Genomic DNA, 16,117 nt, shown 5'->3' with positions numbered 1-16,117 from the left:
AAGGAGAACTTGACGTCCTTCGAGGTCAGCGCGTTGCCGTTGCTGAACTTCAGCCCGTCGCGCAGCTCGCACTTGAAGACCTTGGCCTTCTCGTCCGTGAAGCCGCACGACTTCGCGGCCTCCGGCTCGGGCTCCGTGGCGCCCTTGGGAAAGCTCAGGAGCGACTGGAAGACGTTGTTGAACAGGAGCCAGGACCCGGGGTCGTAGCCGGATGCCGGGTCGGTGGCGAGGACGTCGTCGGACATCCCCATCACGACCGCGTCGCCCGTGTCCCCCGCGCCGCCCGATTCCGTACCGCAGCCGGTCAGCAGGGCGGCGGCGAGCCCTCCCGTGAGGGGAAGGGCCAGCCACTGGTTACGACATTTCACGTACATGCCTTTGTTTGGTGTGGTCGTTTGCTGGAACTTGAGGTGCCCTCGGAGTGCGGGGGGCAGCCGCTGACGCCGCGGCCGAGCTCCCACAGCTGGAGGTTCGACGAGGAGTTGAGGGCCCACTCGATGCCGGTGATGTCGTCGCTTGCCGCGATGTACTGCTTGCCCTGCCACAGCGGGAGCACCGGCACGTCCTCGGCGACGAGGTCCCGGATCTTGCGGATGCTCTTGGAGGCGGCGAGCCGGTCGGCCTCACGGCGGGACATCGGGATCAGCTGGTCGTTGATCGTGTCCGCACACTTCGAACCTCACTCGGCCGAAATTCTCGCGCCGGTAGCGGTGCTTTCGCTGGAAGCGTTCGGGATGCTGCAGATTGAGTCGCGCTTCAGGCCTCGATGCGTGGCTGCATGCGACACGCGAGCAGTGCAAGGACCTCTGCCTCGCGGTATCGGCGGTGTCCGCCGAGCGTGCGAATCGCCGTGAGCTTGCCGGCCGCGGCCCAGCGCCTCAGTGTCTTCGGGTCGACGCGGAACATCGTGGCGACCTCAGCCGGGGTCAGCAGCGGCTCGTCATCAGGGGTGCGAGCGGTCATTGGTGGCCTCCTGCGGTGGAACTGAACCTCTTCGGTTCATTCTTCTAAAATTTGTATTCTTATCCGTGTTGATCGAAATGGCGTCTGCGGATCTAGTCAGTAAAGGACGAACGTCCTCGGCAACTACACTGTGGGTCAGGCCGCATCGGCCCCTAGATGGGGCCGTGGTGGTCAGTGAAGCCCAATTTCGCACCGGCACGGGAGCCCACTCGTCGAAAGGACTTTCGTCCCCTCATGTGGCTCTCCCGCGTACGTTGAGCGCTGGGTGCCTCCCTCTCGCCCGCAAGGGGGTGACGCTCGTGGTCTGAGTCGGCTACGCGGAGCCGGTCCTCACTGTCCGCCCGCAGAAGGCGGGACCGGGCGTCATCTGCGGATGAGCAGGACTAGCACCAAGGTGACAACCCCGAGGAGCGCGGCGGCGACGCCATAGCGCAGGCGGGTGCACGCAGGCCGGGCAGGCGTCGATCGCCAGCGATCCAACCCGGTCAGGTGAGGGCGAGCCCGGCAGCCCCGGTGACGAGGAGTGGTCCAACTCGGCACCGGCGGGCGCGAAGAAGCCGCCGCCCCATTCTGACGGCCAGCGCGTTGATCATGGTACCGAGTGCGGCCGCGTCGGCGAGCGGCGTCAGGAGGCCAAGGGTGAGGCCGAGCCCGGCGAAAGTCTCGCTGAGTCCGGCGACGTCCGCCATGGGCCTGCCGGAGGGGTAGCCGCTCTGCGTTCAGGACTGGCCGGTGCCCCCAAGCCAGTCGAAGAGCTTGTGCGTGCCGTGCGCGGCGATGGTCAGTCTGAGTACGAAGGGCAGGACGAGTAAGCCAGCGTCGTAGGTGTTGAGCGCAGGGCCCTCGAGTGCGGTGCACAAGACTGACGGGCGAGTCAGGGGCGGAGGTCATACGGGCGGATCCTTTCTGCAGTTCGACTATGAACTTGAACGTTCAAGGTTGATGTAGACCCTAGCCGATACGTCAAAGGCGGCACTCCCTGGGCTAGTCGGCCAGCTGTCATTTCGCGGACCTCCCTTGATTGGGTTGGCTCAGGATGCGTGCGGTGAAGCACAGTTCGCCCTGATCGCTCGCCGCCGCCCTGAAGATTCTCCCGTTCTAAGTGAGCGCAGGAAGAACACATACATCCGTACACCGCGCGGGGCGGTCGGCCCAAATGGGCTGTGGGGCTTCTCATGCATGCTTGTGCCTGGCACCGTAAGAACCGTTCGCGGCAGGGTGAAAGGCATTTCCTATCGGCATATCCGATAGTCGCGGTAGCCCCTCATTGAAGAACTGCTTAGGATCAGGCGCGAAGGCCTGACTGCCCGGGCCTGCCATCGTCGGCAGTCAGGCCTTCGTTACTGGGCTTCCAAGTGTGAGGGCGCGCGGGGCTGACAGGTGACGGTCGTCGCGGTATCCCCGAGTCCTCAGCCGCAGGATGGTGGTCTGACGGCAGAGCGGCGGGCGTGTCACGAGTGCATCCGGGTGGAGGCAGCCGAGATGTCCGCTGCCGGAGATGCCAACCCGGGCATCGCTAACTGGCTCCAACAAAAGCTGCTGATAATGACTCTGTCGACGGTTCTTCCCGTAGGTATGGGCATGAGAAAGCGTAAGTCGCGGCCGTGGATCGTCTCGGATGAACTGTGGTCGCTGATCGAACCATTGCTGCCCGCGCCGGCGCCGAAGCTGGTCCAGGGCAGACCGCGGGTACCGGACCGGCAGGCCCTGTGCGGCATCCTCTTCGTCCTGCACACCGGAATCCAGTGGGAGTACCTGCCCCAGGAGTTGGGCTTCGGCTCGGGTATGACCTGCCGACGGCGGCTAAAGGGTGTTGCACAAGGCCGTGAACTGGGCATCTCTGTTATATGGCTGGGGTGTTGAGGGCCGAACGCGTGTGGGTGGAGACGTTCACGGGATCGCGGGTGGATCAGTTCAGGCGGCTGCTGAGAGTGGTGCGGGAGCGAGGTGGCAACGGCACTCTGCAGGGCCGGCCGTGGAGTCTGCCGCTGGCTGAGCGGGTGCTGGTTGTTGCGGTCTACTACCGGACGGACCTGACCATGCGGCAGCTGGGACCGCTGTTCGGGGTGTCCTCCTCGACCGTGTGCCGAGTCGTCCAGCGGCCGGGTCCGCTGCTCGCGCGGAGCCCGTCTCGCGACCAGCCGATCCCGCGGACCGGTTGTGGATCGTGGACGGCACTCTGGTCCCGGTCCGCGACCGCAAGGTCGGCGCGTCCAGCCGCAACTACCGCTTCTCGGCGAACGTGCAGGTCATCGTGAATGCTGACAAGCGTCTCGTGGTTGCGGCGGCCCGGCCGGAACCGGGCACCACCGCGGATGCGCATGCCTGGCGGGCCTCCGACCTGGCTGAGCACTGCCAGGGCGTCACCGTCCTGGGTGACGGTGCCTATCTCAACTGCGGGATGGCTGTGCCCCATCGCGAACGTCCACGCCGAGCCCTGCTGGCGGGCGAGGAGGCGGACAACGCCGCCCACCGCACGGTGCGTGCCCGGGTGGAGCATGTGATCGGCCGGATGAAGAACTACAAGATCCTCCGTGACTGCCGCCAGCGCGGCGAGGGCCTGCATCACGCGGTCCAGGCCGTCGCCCACATGCACAACCTCGCCCTCGCATCATGACCAGAAGGCCGCCAGCACAGGCCCTGACCTGCCCGAACGAGGCCTTGTGCAACACCCTTTAAGTGTGGAGCGTGATCTCCCGGTTGGCAGCCGACGTCCGGCAGGGCGTGCTGCGACGCAGCATCTGCAGGCGAAGGTTCAGTCCGAGGTCGCCAGGCAGTGCAGCTTCCCTGCGTTGGGTGCATGCAATGGGCCACGAAGCGATCAATTAGCCAGTAGGCAGAGTCGAGTGAAAGGGGCGCCCTATCGCCGTATAGAAATTTTCTAATTCATTAAGGGTGGTGGTTCGAGTAAAATCCGGCTGGGGCAAGCGAACTGGACAATTCCCATTCAGATCCGCGTTCCCTCGCCCGAATCGAGACTCGAAGGAGCGTTATGTCCTCACGCTGGACTCGCCGCTGCCGTGCCGGAGCAGGTACTGCTGCTGTCGTAGTCGCGGCAATGTTGGGCACTGTAATTTCCGGCCCGGCTTTTGCGGCGGATGGCGCGCAAGGGTCGAGGGCGTCCGCGCCTGCGGCCACGGTGCACGGTGCCGGAACCGCCGCGTCCCATATCGACTTCTCGAAGGTTAGCGACGAGGAGGGTGAGGCTGCGATTCGGAAGGCGCTGGACCTCATTGCTTCGATCCCCGAGCCACTGACCCAGCGACTTGAGGCGGGTGATCAGAAGGCGGCCCAGGAGGTGGAGGATTTCCTGAAGCAGAGTTCTAGTACTCAGCCCACCCCGCGAGGCTGGTTCCAGTGCGTGGCAGCAGTTGGAAAGTTCGCTGCTGAAAATGGGATCGGCGTCGCGAAGGTGTATAAAATTGTCAAGAATAGCGCGAAGGTAGCAAAGGCGGTTTGGGACTACTTGAATGACAAGAAGTACCCTGGCCACATCGACGAGGGCATCGCCAACCTCATAGTCAACTCTACGCGGCTTCCCGCGCTAGCTGAGGCATGTTTGTAGCCAGGCGAGAGGATGAGGCCGCAGTGGAACATGGTTCAGCTGGCCAGCCCGAATCGGCCGACGACCTTGGGGTCGTAGGGTCAGCTACTGTCTATTTGGGCATGTTCCTGCTTCCGGGATACATTCCTGCAACCTTTATCGGTGAACTATTCGGCAATCGTGGTCTGCCCGCGTCACCGTGGTTGATCGCGCCATGCGTGATATTAATACTTTCCTTGATGATGCGGTTCGAGCCGTACCTGCAGGGGCGCCCTTGGTGGTCTCGGGTGGACGATGTATGGGGGGTCCTGCTGCTCGGACAATGCCTTGCTGCTCCCATTGTCGTCGCTACGGTGTGGCCGGTTTCCTTTTGGCTGTCGCTGCCTCCTGCGGTGCCTACGCTTTTGTCCTTTGTGCCCTTGGCGTGCGCTGTGTGGTGCGTCAAGCTCTGGCATCGGCATCTTTGGAAAACGCAGCGGCCGCAGCTGGGGCCGTATCGACCTGTTCCGCGGATCAGTGACCGAGGTTCTGAGGCTATTTAGAAGTTGTTCTCGGAACCGTTATTCCGGTTTGCTGAGTGAACACCGGGCCCCGCTGCGGCAGGGGTGCGGTGGGGCCCGGTGTCAGTCTTCTCTTCCGTCAGCGCCTGCGCAGCAGTTCAGGGGTGCTGGTGTTGTTCTGCTCGAGCATGGCCGCGTCGGACTGCTGCGCGAGTTGGCCGCCTGCGGGCTCCGGTCGACGTGTTCGCCTACGCGGCAACGGTGGTGACCTCGAGGCCACCGAGGTGTGCTCGGTCTATCGGTAGGCATCCATGCCCGGCTCGATGAAGGCATCCCCTCGAAACCCACGAGGCCGTCACCACATGGCGCAGGGCCGCCCGCCGCTCTATGGGAAGGCCCACAGGCCTGGATTGGGAAGAGCAGGACGGACCCTGCTGTTCGAACAACCCTGGGCTCTGATGCCGACCCGGACCCGTCCGTACGTGGGGATTGAGCCGGTAGTCCCGTTGCGGGACTACGAAGACGGTAATAGGGGGCCGCCCGTGCCCGCTGCCCTGTACGGCGGGTCCGGAGAGGGTGTGCGGGCGCTTCGGTACGGCGTGCGCGCGGGTGTGTGCCCTGGCGTGAACTCGACTGTCTCGTTAACACCTTGTGTCTCACCATTGCCTCGCACCACGGGAGCCTCTACCTTGATCGTTCCCTTAAGTGGGATTAACTCACCATTTGCGCGACGGATTTCGGAAGGACCCCCCACCATGCGACGCAAGTCCGGCATAGCCCGACGTATACCGCTGAAGGTCGCCGCGGCGGGCGCCATCGCGGAACCCTGCCCCACCCGGTCCGACGACCGGGCCACCCAGCACGTCGAGTACTTCACAGGCCCCGACGGTCATCCCCGCCACACCGAGGTCCCGGCGCCCGAGCCGCTCTCCACCCAGGAGCGCAGGACCGTCGCCGACGATGGGACCGTTGTCCCGATTGTGCAGAACGGCCCCAGCAAGTCCAAGGCGGACGTCGTCTTCATCGGTGACGGCTAAACCGCCGCCCAGCAGGAGGACTTCCATGCCGACGTTCGGAAGAAGTGGGCGGAGGTCGCCGCCGTCGAGCCGTACGCCTCGTACAAGAACCTCTTCAACGCCTGGGCGGTGGACGCACACTCACGCCAGTCGGTGTCTCGGGCGACCCGGCGAGCAACATCCGCAAGGACACCGCGCTCGGCTCGGCCTTCTTCTGCGACGGCATGGAGTGCCTGCTGTGCGTCGACACCAACAAGGTCGAGTCGTACGCGAAGAAGGCCGCGGACCCCGACCTCGTCATCGTCCTCGCCAACTCCACCAAGTACGGCGGCGCGGGCTACAACGACATCACCTCCCCGTCCGGCTACGACGGCATCGCCACCGCCTCGTCCGACAACGCCCAGTCCTCGCAGGTCGTCGTGCACGAGACGGGGCACTCGCTGGGCAAGCTGGCGGACGAGTACTGGTACGACGAGGACGGCACGTACACCGGTGCCGAGCCGTGGGGGCCCAACACCAGCAAGCTCACCGCCGCGCAGCTCACCGCGCAGAAGAAGAAGTGGTACCGGTGGATCGGCCAGACCTCGCCCGACGGGGGCACCGTCGGTGCGTACGAGGGCGGTGGCTACCACCGGCGCGGCCTCTACCGGCCCACGGACAACTCGATCATGCGCACGCTCGGCCGGGAGTTCAACTCGCCGGGGCGGGAGGCGATGATCGCCGGCTTCCACCGGCATGCGTCCGTCGTGTCGGCGCGCACGCCCACGGACACCGTGGTGCGCCGGGGGCAGCGGGTGAAGGTGCAGGTGGCCAGGGGCGTCCGGCTGCGCTGGTCCGTGGACGGGCGGTCCGTGAAGGAGGGCGCCGACGCCCGGTCCGTCACCCCGCGGGCCCTCGGCGTGCCGGCCGACGGTCGCACGCACCAGGTCACGGTGCGGGCCACCGATCCGACGCGCGCGGTGCGTGCCCCGGGGTTCCGCAAGCTGCTCAGCGGGTCGCTGACCTGGCGGGTCTCGCGCTGACGCAGACTTCGGGCCCGCATCGGCGCCCCGCTCCGCCGGGGTGGGTCGCCGACACGTCGGCATCCGAGGACGTCAGGGGGCAGACGACCGTGCCCGTCCTCCGCTGTCTTCGCGCTTCCAGCGGGCTGGTGGCGGGCGTCCCGCGGCCGCGCTCCCCGGGCGGCGCGGCATGGGCGTGCGGTGTTCCAAGAGGACCGCCTCGGGTACCGCGACCGACACCGTCGAGAGTACGCCGCCGACGACGCCCGCGATGAGCGCCACCGAGAAGCCCGCGAGCGAGTCACCGCCGAGCACGGCCAGTGCGCCGAACACGAACAGGGCGCCCATGCCCGTGTTCACGGTGTGTGGCAGTGTCCGTACGACGGCCTTGTCAACGCTGCGCGACGATCACCGTGGGGCGTTCGTCCTGACCCAGCTGATGGGGTTGCCCTATGCGGAGGCGGCCGAGGTTAGCGACTGTCCCATCGGCACGTCCGCTCCCGCGTGGCGCGTGCCCGGGCGACCCTCGTTGATCTGCTGGCCGAAACCGACGCCCCGGCTGCGCAGGCCGCCTGACAAGGACAGAAGGGGTGTCGGTGTCGGCCGGAAACGGGGCACTGACCCCCGTCCGACTGCCGAACCCACCCGAGCACATACGCACGAGCGAGGTCGTGATGAGTCAGGCACGTGAGATGAGCGGGCTGCGGCACGTGGTGCTCCTTTTTCTCTTCGAGGGGGTCCAGAGCCTGGGCGTCTCAGGTCCCGCGGATGTCTTCTCCACGGCGAACGAGACGGCTTCGAGCGGCCTCCGGATCCGGTACGACGTGCGGACCGCCTCCCGTGACGGTGGTCCGGTCCGCACGTCGAGCGGGCTCACCGTCATGCCGGACGTCGGTATCGCGGAGGTGACCGAGGTCGGTACGTTGATCCTGCCGGGTGCGGACGGAATTCCAGCGGTCGACCGGGAGACCGTGGACGCGTTCAGTGTCCTGGCGCGGCGTGCCCGGCGGGTCGCGTCGGTGTGCACGGGGGCGTTTCTCCTCGCCGAAACCGGTCTCCTCGACGGCCGCAAGGCCGCCACGCACTGGGAGTTCTCCGACGAACTCGCCCGCAGGTTCCCGGCAGTCGCAGTGGACCCACGGGACACGGTGGTGAAGGATGGGCACATCACGACCTCCGGAGGCGCGGCATCTGGCCTCGACCTGGGTCTTTCCCTAGTCGAGGACGATCTCGGCCACGAAGCCGCCCAACTCGCCGCCCGCTTCCTTGTCACCTACCAGCGCAAGCCGGGCGGGCAGGCCCAGTTCAGGGAACTGCAGGGGCGCGATGCGCGGAGCCCCGCGTTGCGCGACGTGCAGCGGCGGATCCTCGCCGACCCCGGCGGAGACCTGTCGATTCGGTCCCTGTCCCGCCACACGGGCATCTCCGAGCGCCACTTCACCCGGCTGTTCCGGGTCCAAGTCGGAATGTCGGCACGGGAGTACGTCGAGCGCGCCAGGGTGTCCGTCGCGTCCCGCTTGCTGACCGAAACGCCCGCCGGCCTCGACACGGTCGCTCGCGAGGCGGGGTTCGGCACTGAGGCCACGATGCGCAAGTCGTTCCTGCGCCTTCTGCAGATCACACCGCTCGAGTACCGGAACCGGTTCTCCTGACACCGACACACCGACACAGCCATGGGCGCCGTTCCGGCGGCTTTACTTCGCACGGACCGTCACGGGTGCCTGTACGTCGACCTTGCCGCTGTAGCGGAACCACAAGTTGTAAAGCACCCTTTTGCCCGGGCTTCAGCGCGGGCGGATCCAGGATGACGACACCGATGCCCTCCGGGGCCATGTGCACCGTGCCGCGCCCACCGGGATGTCGACAGCCCAATGCTCCGTGCGCTCTGGCCCGGCCTTGCGTACCGTGCGGCGGATCATGCTGACGCCAAGCTCGGGCGAGTCCGCGTGCAGGAGCGTGTCCAGTGAGGCACCGGTATTACGGATCTCGAAGTACTCAGCTGCGGAGCCGGTGTTCACGGGCGCGAGCATCCGGGCATCGACGACCGGGGCCTGGGCGGTGGATCACCGGGCGCGCCGTCGCGGTATAGGCGAGCAGCAGAGCCAGCGTCCCGAAGCATGCGCCCAGCGACGCTGCGGCGGATCGTATGGCGCTCTTGATCGGCTGCTCCGCTTCACGTCTCAGAGGTCGCGGCGCATCCTCCCAGGGTTCCCGCGTCGTTCCCGATACGCCCGACTCGGCATCGCGAGCCGACTTGTACGGGAACTCACGCGCGGCCCGCGCCGACTACTGGACCGGGTGGCAGAGGTCCGCCCGTGCACCGAGTAGATCCTGGAGAGTTTTCGATGCGTTCTCGCGTGTGGTGGGGTATGACGGCCGTTGTGCTGGGTCTGCTCGCGGCGGGCTGCGGCAGCGGGGACGGGAGCGACGGGAATACGGACATGGCGGGTGACACCGCCGGGAAGTCTGCTTCCGACGGCTACCCCGTGACCGTCACCGACTGCATGGGTGCCAGGACCACGTTTTCCACCGTCCCGAAGAAGATCGTCACCAGTAATGCCTCCGGCCTGGAGCTGCTGTTGCGGCTCGGCGCTGGCGACAAGGTGATCGGTACCGGCTTCCCGCCCGGCAAGGGCACGCTGCCCGGTGCGCTGGACGCGCAGGCGCAGAAGGTGAAGGTGCTCGGTCAGAGTGTGATCCCGAAGGAGAAGTTGCTGGGCTCCGGCGCCGACCTGTACATCGACACCTTCGCCCACATGAATATGGGCGGTGGGGTGGGCGACGCGCCGACCGAGGAGGAGTTCAAGGCGGCTGGGATCGAGCACATCTATCTGAAGTCGACCGCCTGTGCCGCGCAGCGCAATGGCGCGGTGACCGACCTGTCCGCCGTCGAGGCCGACATCACGTCCCTCGGGCAGGTCACCGGCACGAGTTCGAAGGCCAAGGAACTCGTGGGCGGGATGAAGAAGAAGGTGGACGCTGTACAGAAGGCGGTCGGCGGCACCGCGGAGGGCGAGCGGCCTACGTATTTCTTCTTTGACTTCGACGCCGGTACCAAGCAGCCCACCGTTGTCTGCAACCGACAGGTCGCCAACGCGGTGATAACCCTGGCCGGGGCCCGCAACGTGTTCGCCGACTGCGACGGCGACTACAAGCAGGTCGCCTGGGAAGACGTAATCGCCAAAAACCCGGACTGGATCCAGCTCGGGGTGCGCAACCGAGGCGGCGAGGCGGCGAACAAGAAGGCGTTCGACGAAGCGGAACGGTGGCTGAGGTCCAACGCAGCGACCAAGGGACTGAAGGCCGTCAAGGAAGGGCGCTTCCTGCGCATCGGCTCCGAGCAGACCACCATCGCCGGCGTCGAGAACGCCGACACGGTCCAGGAGATCGCCGAGAAGCTCTACCCGGGCAAGGTCGGCTGACGGTGGCTTTCCTGTTGTCCGCGTCCCGCCGCAAGGCCGTGACGGACACGAGCCGGGACGCGCGCAGTGTGCCCGCCGGGCCGCTGGCGGTGGTTCTCGGTGTGGCGCTGCTTGCAGTCCTCACGGCGGCGGTGGCCCTGGGCTCTACGTCGATCCCGCCCGGCGAGGTGTGGGGGGTGGTGGGGCGGCGGTTGTCCGGCGAGGCGCCGCGGCCGGGCACGAACGACCTGATCATCTGGCAGCTGCGGGTGCCGCGTGTGTTGTTGGCAGCGCTGGTCGGCGCCGGGCTCGGGCTCTGCGGCACGGCGGTGCAGGCACTGGTGCGCAACCCCCTGGCCGACCCGTACCTGCTGGGCATCTCCAACGGTGCCTCTTTGGGCGCGGTCGCCGCGATCGTGCTGGGCCTCGGTGCCGGCGGTGCCCTGGGGCTGGGGTTGTCCGGGGCGGCCTTCGCCGGGGCCCTGGCCACTTTCTCGCTGGTGTGGGCGGTGGCCCGGCGGGGCGGGGGATTCGCACCGCTGCGGCTGGTGCTGGCAGGGGTGGCGATCGGCCAGTTCCTGTCCGGCTTCACCAGCTACCTCGTGCTCCAAGCCGGGGACGAGCAGCAGACCCACAGCGTGCTGTTCTGGCTTATGGGCAGTCTCGGCGGCGCGACCTGGGAGCTGCTGGCCATCCCCGCTGTCGCTGTACCGGCCGCGTGGCTGTGCCTCCAGGCGCGTGCCCGGGGCCTGAACGCCCTGCTGATGGGCGATGAGACCGCGGCCGGGCTCGGCATCGACGTCACCCGGCTACGCCGAGAGCTGTTCACGGTCACCAGCGTGCTGACTGGCGTCCTGGTCGCCGTGTCCGGCGCGATCGCCTTTGTCGCGCTGATGGTGCCGCATGTGTGCCGCCTGGTCGTCGGCGGCGACCACCGCCGCCTGCTGCCCGTCTCGGCACTGTTCGGGGCGCTGCTGCTGGTGGTGGTCGACCTCGTCTGCCGTACGGCGATGGACACCCAGGAGCTGCCGGTCGGGGTGGTCACCTCACTCATTGGGGCTCCAGCTCTGCTGTATTTGCTGGACAGGCGCTTGGGGAGCGGAAGTTGAGGATCGACATCGAGGACCTGCACGTCGCCTACGCGGGCCGTACGGTTGTGGCAGGCGCCCATGTGGTGGCGGCCAAAGGCGATGTCACCGGCCTGGTCGGGCCGAACGGCAGTGGCAAGTCCTCGCTCCTGCGCACCGTGTACCGGCATCTGAAGCCGACCGAGGGGCGGGTGCTGCTCGCCGGAACCGATCTCCGTGAGATGGCCCCGGTCCAGGCGGCGCGGCACGTGGCGGCGCTGCCGCAGGAGCGAGGCAGCGACTTCGAGCTGACCGTGCGCGAGGTCGTCGCCATGGGCCGCACCCCGTACAAGCGGGCTTTCGCCGGGGACGATGCCGCCGATCGGGACATTGTCGCCCGTGCCCTGGCTGACGTCGGACTGGACGGCCACGCCCGGCGCCGGTTCACGGACCTGTCCGGCGGCGAACGCCAACGCGTGTTGCTGGCCCGCGCCTTCGCGCAGGATCCCGATGTCCTGGTGCTGGACGAACCGACCAACCACCTCGACGTCCGCCACCAGGTCGAGCTGCTCGCTCTGCTGCGCGCGCAGCGCCGTACGACCCTGGTGTCGCTGCACGACCTCAATGCCGCCGCCTCGGTCTGCGACCGGCTGCACGTCCTGCATGCGGGAGCCGTGGTGGCCTCCGGGCCGCCGCGCGAGGTTCTCACGCCGGATTTGCTGGCCGAGGTGTTCGGTGTGCGGGCGGCCGTGATCGACCACCCCCTCACCGGGGATCCGCTGATCGCTTTCGACCACCGGGCACCGGCGGGCGCGGAGCGGGCCCAGGTGGTGCAGACACTCACCGGGGCATGAACACGGCCGGGCAGGACGACGGGGGTGGGGCTGTCCTGCCTGGCGTGGCCGACTCGGGCAGGCGGCGACGGCGTACCCGCCGTGCACAGTGACGGTGTGCGCGGCGGGATCGACCACGCCCCCCTTGCCCCCGCCACCTCTTCCGAGAGGCTCGCCGCACAGGGCTCGCGGGGGTCGTGCTGGCGACGTTGGACTGCCTGCGGGCCGTAGAAAACTCCCAGGTGCCGTGGAGTTTTCCGTGGCATACGGATCCGCCGACGAGGGTGTTCAGGCCGCGTGCGGTGCCGTACCTGCTGGGCGGAGACGACCGTCTAGGGCAGACCACCGACACGTCGCCGCAGCCGGCGCGCGCCACGGCGTTACCCGCAACGCCCCGCCCGCCCCGAGGAACTGCCGATTTCCAGGAACTTAAATCAGGCTTTGTCCCGACTTGTGGGTGAGGTTGCCGTTCGGCAGCCCCACCCATGATGGTGAGGGGCAGGCAGGGTGACGCATCACAATTCCGGCGCGCAGCAGCCCGATCGCATAGCCGTCGGCTCCGTCGGCGAGGACCGCTGGCTGCTGGTAGCCGTGGCCGGCGTGCTGGCCTTCGTGGCGATGCTGGACATGAACATCGTCAACGTGGCCCTGGCGAACATCGCCGGTGGCCTGCATGTGTCCGACGCGACCGCCCAGTGGGCGGTGCTGGCATATCAACTGCCCGTGGTGGCCCTGCTGTTGCCCGTCGGGCGGTGGCTGGACGGCGTGGGGCTGCGTTCGGCTCTGCTGACCGCGACTGCTGGCCGCGACTGCTGGGTTCGGCCTGTGCAGCGTCCTGGCTGCCGCCGCGCCCTGGGCGGCCTGGCTGATCACCGCCCGCCTTGCACAGGGCGCGTGCGGGGCGGTGCTGTTCGTGCTGATGCCGGTTCTTGCGATTCGCTCGGTGCGGCCGCAGGTGCGCGGGCGGGCGATGAGCGTGCCCGCGACTCTCGGTCCGCTGGGCGCGGTGACCGGGCCCGCCGTGGGCGGGCTGCTGCTGGACCAGCTGGGCTGGCGCTGGGTTTTCCTCGTCAAGATCCCCTTCTGCGTACTCGCTCTGATTATCGTCTGGAAGGCGATGCCACGCGGCGGCAGACTGTGCGCGCCTGACCGCCGCTCGGTGGCCGACGTGCTGCTGGTGGCCACCGGGATCGCCGTCCTGCTGCTGGCGCTGACCCTGGCGTCGGACACCTCTGCCTGGCTGCTCCTCGCCCTGGTCGCCGTATCGCCGCTGTGGTGGTGGCTGCGCGGCGCTGGAGGGCGCCCGGTGAGCAGCCTGCTCCGCACGACGGGTCTGATATCGGCCCACGGGGCGGTACTTGCCCTCGCCGCCGGATTCGCCGCCATGCACTACGTCGTCGCCCTGCACCTCCAGCGCGACGACGGCCTCAGCGCCACCGCCACCGGACTGACCGTCCTCGCCTTCCCGCTCGGCATGGGTCTGGCCGGACCGCTCGGCGGACGCCTCGCCGACCGGACCGGCCCGCGGCCGGTCGCGGTCACCGGCGCCGCGCTCATCGCCATCGGCCTGCTCCTGCTCATCCCGCTCGACGACGGCTGGTCTCTGGCGGACGTGGCCTGGCGCCTCACGCTGGCCGGCCTCGGCATGGGCCTGAACGGCGGCCCCACCCAAGCCCTGGTCATGAGCACCGCGCCACCGGACCGTATCGCGACCGTCGGCTCGACGGTGCAACTCGCCCGTAGCCTCGGCTTCACCCTCGGCCCGGCCCTGGCTACCGCCGCCTGGGGGCTGACCGGACCCGACGCCGGCGCACGGGCCGGGCTCGCCCTGGCCGCCACCGCCGCCTGCCTCGCCGTCCCCCTGCTCGCGCTGTTCGGCACACGGCCCACACCGGTGCCCGAGAAGACCACCGACGCGGCGCCCGCCGCCTGTCCCTGACCCAGGAGCCACTCACATGTGCGGAATCACCGGCTGGGCATCCTTCCATCACGATGCCCGCACCCGGGCCCCGGTCCTCGAAGCCATGATTGCGACCCTCACCCCCCGCGGCCCCAACGCGGGCGGCTTGTGGCTGGGCGAGCGCGCCGCGATCGGCCACCGCCGCCTGGCCGTCATCGACCCGACCGGCGGCGCACAGCCGATGACCAACCGGCCCCACGAGCCGACCCTCGTGCTCAGCTACAGCGGCGAGGTCTACAACCACCATGCCCTGCGCCGCGAACTGCGCGATCGAGGACACGTCTTCCGCACGCGCAGCGACACCGAGGTGGTCCTGCGCGCCTACGCCGAGTGGGGCGAGGACGTCGCCGACCACCTGGAGGACATGTTCGCCTTCGCCGTCTGGGACGAGCCCGAACAGCGGCTGCTGCTCGCCCGCGACCGGCTCGGCGTCAAGCCGCTGTTCTGGTCCGCGGTCGGCGGCGGCCTGGCCTTCGCCTCCGAGCCCAAAGCGCTGTTCGCCCGCCCCGAGATTCGCTCGCGGGTGGACGCGGACGGGCTGCGGGAGGCGTACAGCCTGCTGTTCAACACTGGGCCGACGGTGTGGTCGGGTGTGCGGGAGGTAGAGCCGGGCGGCCTGCTCGTCCTGGACCGGGACGGCCTCCGCGAGCGCCGCTACTGGCAACTGGAGGCCGACGTTCACGACGACGACCAGGACGCCACGATCGAGCGGATCCGCGAGCTGGTCGGCACGGCCGCGCGCAGCCAGCTGGAGGCCGACGTGCCGCTGTGCAGTCTGCTGTCCGGCGGCATCGACTCCACCGTCCTGACCGCCCTGCTCGCCGACGAACTCCGGCTACGCGAAGGTGCACACGCCCGCATCCGCTCGTATGCCGTCGACTAAAGCGACCAGGCCGCGCGGTTCACCGGCGACATATTGCGCGCCGGACACGACACCCCGTACGCCACCGAGGCCGGTGCCTTCATCGGCGCTGACCACAGCACGGTCGTCCTCGACCCGCGGGCCCTGCTCGACCCCGAGCACCGCCGGGCCGTCGTCGTGGCCCGGGACTCACCGATCGGCGTCGGCGACATGGACACCTCGCTGTACCTGCTGTTCGGCCAGATACGGCGGCACTCCACCGTCGCCCTGTCCGGCGAGGCCGCCGACGAGGTCTTCGGCGGCTACCCCTGGTTCCACCACCCCACGGCCCTCGCCGCGGACACCTTCCCCTGGCTGCTGGTCACTGGCGACGAAGCCGCGATGCCCCTCAACCCGGACCTCGACCTGCGCATCGGCGAGTTCCGCGACGACACCTACGCCAGCGCCCTGGCCGCCGTACCGCACCTCGACGGTGAGACACCCCTCGAGCACCGGCAGCGCGAAATGCAGCACCTGTCCCTGACCCGCTGGCTGCGCCAACTCCTGCACCGCAAAGACCGGCTGAGCATGGCCCGCGGCCTGGAGGTGCGCGTCCCCTTCTGCGACCACCGTCTCGTCGAGTACACCTTCAACGCCCCCTGGGCGCTGAAGAGTTTCGATGGCAGGGAGAAGAGCCTGCTGCGCGCCGCCGCCACCGGCCTCGCCCCCACCTCGGTACTGCAGCGCCCCAAGAACCACTACCCGGCCACCCACCACCCCGACTACAACCGCGGCCTGCAGAACATGGCCCGCGACGCCCTGGCCATCGAGCAGGTCCGCGCCCTGGCCGACGAGACCCGCATCAAACCCTGCCTCGACACCCCGCCCGACCAACTGCAGTGGGGCCACCGGCTGCGGCTCGAGCGCGTCGTCGACCTCGCCCTCTGGCTGGACCACCACCAGCCCGAACTCGCTCTCTGAGGAGCCCTCT

At 68.3% G+C, this 16,117-nt stretch carries 12 protein-coding genes and 7 pseudogenes; 13 read left to right on the top strand and 6 right to left on the bottom strand.

The window, feature by feature from the left end; all coding sequences use genetic code 11:
• The 4 genes and pseudogenes from ACZ69I_RS38220 to ACZ69I_RS38205 form a co-directional block, all read right to left on the bottom strand.
• A partial coding sequence (locus tag ACZ69I_RS38220) for an ABC transporter substrate-binding protein (RefSeq protein ID WP_470837089.1) occupies positions 1-368 on the bottom strand: 368 nt, incomplete at its 3' end.
• Between the two features lie 68 nt (positions 369-436).
• Positions 437-658 (bottom strand): annotated as a pseudogene (locus tag ACZ69I_RS38215) (ABC transporter substrate-binding protein); the annotation flags it as partial.
• Positions 659-756: 98 nt separating this feature from the next.
• Positions 757-963 (bottom strand): BldC family transcriptional regulator, encoded by a 207-nt coding sequence (locus tag ACZ69I_RS38210; RefSeq protein WP_467682533.1) that lies wholly within the window; start codon positions 961-963, stop codon positions 757-759.
• A 363-nt stretch (positions 964-1,326) separates the two neighbouring features.
• Positions 1,327-1,823, bottom strand: a pseudogene (locus ACZ69I_RS38205) (DoxX family protein).
• Between the two features lie 721 nt (positions 1,824-2,544).
• Between ACZ69I_RS38205 and ACZ69I_RS38200 the strand changes: the two are divergent.
• The 5 genes and pseudogenes from ACZ69I_RS38200 to ACZ69I_RS38180 form a co-directional block, all read left to right on the top strand.
• A pseudogene (locus ACZ69I_RS38200) lies at positions 2,545-2,772 on the top strand (transposase); the annotation flags it as partial.
• 38 nt (positions 2,773-2,810) lie between these two features.
• Positions 2,811-3,580 (top strand): annotated as a pseudogene (locus ACZ69I_RS38195) (transposase family protein).
• A 441-nt stretch (positions 3,581-4,021) separates the two neighbouring features.
• Positions 4,022-4,528: a hypothetical protein gene (locus tag ACZ69I_RS38190; protein ID WP_470837088.1), complete on the top strand. Its 507-nt coding sequence runs from the start codon at positions 4,022-4,024 to the stop codon at positions 4,526-4,528.
• A 1,234-nt stretch (positions 4,529-5,762) separates the two neighbouring features.
• A complete protein-coding gene (locus tag ACZ69I_RS38185; protein ID WP_467682535.1) occupies positions 5,763-6,044 on the top strand; it encodes a hypothetical protein in 282 nt (93 codons plus the stop codon).
• 203 nt (positions 6,045-6,247) lie between these two features.
• The gene (locus ACZ69I_RS38180) at positions 6,248-7,045 is read left to right on the top strand and encodes a M64 family metallopeptidase (protein WP_470837092.1); all 798 of its coding nucleotides are present in this window, start codon (positions 6,248-6,250) and stop codon (positions 7,043-7,045) included.
• A gap of 72 nt (positions 7,046-7,117) precedes the next feature.
• On the opposite strand, the gene ACZ69I_RS38175 is transcribed toward ACZ69I_RS38180, so the two are convergent.
• Positions 7,118-7,384, bottom strand: a complete 267-nt coding sequence (locus tag ACZ69I_RS38175; RefSeq protein ID WP_467682536.1) for a hypothetical protein — start codon at positions 7,382-7,384, stop codon at positions 7,118-7,120.
• A 52-nt stretch (positions 7,385-7,436) separates the two neighbouring features.
• Between ACZ69I_RS38175 and ACZ69I_RS38170 the strand changes: the two are divergent.
• From ACZ69I_RS38170 to ACZ69I_RS38150, 5 genes and pseudogenes are all read left to right on the top strand, one after another.
• A pseudogene (locus tag ACZ69I_RS38170) lies at positions 7,437-7,600 on the top strand (sigma factor-like helix-turn-helix DNA-binding protein); the annotation flags it as partial.
• Positions 7,601-7,698: 98 nt separating this feature from the next.
• Complete coding sequence (locus tag ACZ69I_RS38165; protein WP_467682537.1) at positions 7,699-8,676, top strand: GlxA family transcriptional regulator; 978 nt, start codon at positions 7,699-7,701, stop codon at positions 8,674-8,676.
• Positions 8,677-9,369: 693 nt separating this feature from the next.
• On the top strand, positions 9,370-10,446 hold the full coding sequence (locus ACZ69I_RS38160) for an ABC transporter substrate-binding protein (protein ID WP_467682538.1): 1,077 nt from the start codon (positions 9,370-9,372) through the stop codon (positions 10,444-10,446).
• A gap of 11 nt (positions 10,447-10,457) precedes the next feature.
• Positions 10,458-11,534: a FecCD family ABC transporter permease gene (locus ACZ69I_RS38155; RefSeq protein WP_467682580.1), complete on the top strand. Its 1,077-nt coding sequence runs from the start codon at positions 10,458-10,460 to the stop codon at positions 11,532-11,534.
• Positions 11,531-12,346 carry an ABC transporter ATP-binding protein gene (locus ACZ69I_RS38150; RefSeq protein ID WP_467682539.1) on the top strand — a complete coding sequence of 272 codons (816 nt, stop codon included), beginning with the start codon at positions 11,531-11,533 and terminating at the stop codon, positions 12,344-12,346. The genes ACZ69I_RS38155 and ACZ69I_RS38150 overlap by 4 nt, the downstream gene beginning before the upstream one ends.
• A gap of 408 nt (positions 12,347-12,754) precedes the next feature.
• On the opposite strand, the gene ACZ69I_RS38145 is transcribed toward ACZ69I_RS38150, so the two are convergent.
• A complete protein-coding gene (locus ACZ69I_RS38145) occupies positions 12,755-13,000 on the bottom strand; it encodes a hypothetical protein (protein WP_470837094.1) in 246 nt (81 codons plus the stop codon).
• Between ACZ69I_RS38145 and ACZ69I_RS38140 the strand changes: the two are divergent.
• The 3 genes and pseudogenes from ACZ69I_RS38140 to asnB form a co-directional block, all read left to right on the top strand.
• Positions 12,944-13,066 (top strand): annotated as a pseudogene (locus ACZ69I_RS38140) (hypothetical protein); the annotation flags it as partial. The gene ACZ69I_RS38145 and the pseudogene ACZ69I_RS38140 sit on opposite strands and share 57 nt — an antisense overlap.
• Positions 13,067-13,121: 55 nt before the next feature.
• On the top strand, positions 13,122-14,264 hold the full coding sequence (locus tag ACZ69I_RS38135; protein WP_470837091.1) for an MFS transporter: 1,143 nt from the start codon (positions 13,122-13,124) through the stop codon (positions 14,262-14,264).
• A gap of 16 nt (positions 14,265-14,280) precedes the next feature.
• Positions 14,281-16,107 (top strand): annotated as a pseudogene (gene asnB, locus ACZ69I_RS38130) (asparagine synthase (glutamine-hydrolyzing)).
• Positions 16,108-16,117 lie beyond the last annotated feature (10 nt).

Source organism: Streptomyces sp. NPDC036815 (assembly GCF_055609205.1).
The sequence above is the reverse complement of the archived record's forward strand: the minus strand, read 5'-3'. Positions and strand labels throughout refer to the sequence as shown.

What these genes read in the sequence shown, in the direction of transcription:
- ACZ69I_RS38160 (WP_467682538.1), top strand. Translation starts at nt 9,370, where the DNA reads ATGCGTTCTCGCGTGTGGTGGGGTATGACGGCCGTTGTGCTGGGTCTG.
- ACZ69I_RS38180 (WP_470837092.1), top strand. Translation starts at nt 6,248, where the DNA reads ATGGAGTGCCTGCTGTGCGTCGACACCAACAAGGTCGAGTCGTACGCG.
- ACZ69I_RS38165 (WP_467682537.1), top strand. Translation starts at nt 7,699, where the DNA reads ATGAGTCAGGCACGTGAGATGAGCGGGCTGCGGCACGTGGTGCTCCTT.
- ACZ69I_RS38185 (WP_467682535.1), top strand. Translation starts at nt 5,763, where the DNA reads ATGCGACGCAAGTCCGGCATAGCCCGACGTATACCGCTGAAGGTCGCC.
- ACZ69I_RS38190 (WP_470837088.1), top strand. Translation starts at nt 4,022, where the DNA reads ATGTTGGGCACTGTAATTTCCGGCCCGGCTTTTGCGGCGGATGGCGCG.
- ACZ69I_RS38145 (WP_470837094.1), bottom strand. Translation starts at nt 13,000, where the DNA reads ATGCAGGCCACCGGCGATGTTCGCCAGGGCCACGTTGACGATGTTCAT.
- ACZ69I_RS38210 (WP_467682533.1), bottom strand. Translation starts at nt 963, where the DNA reads ATGACCGCTCGCACCCCTGATGACGAGCCGCTGCTGACCCCGGCTGAG.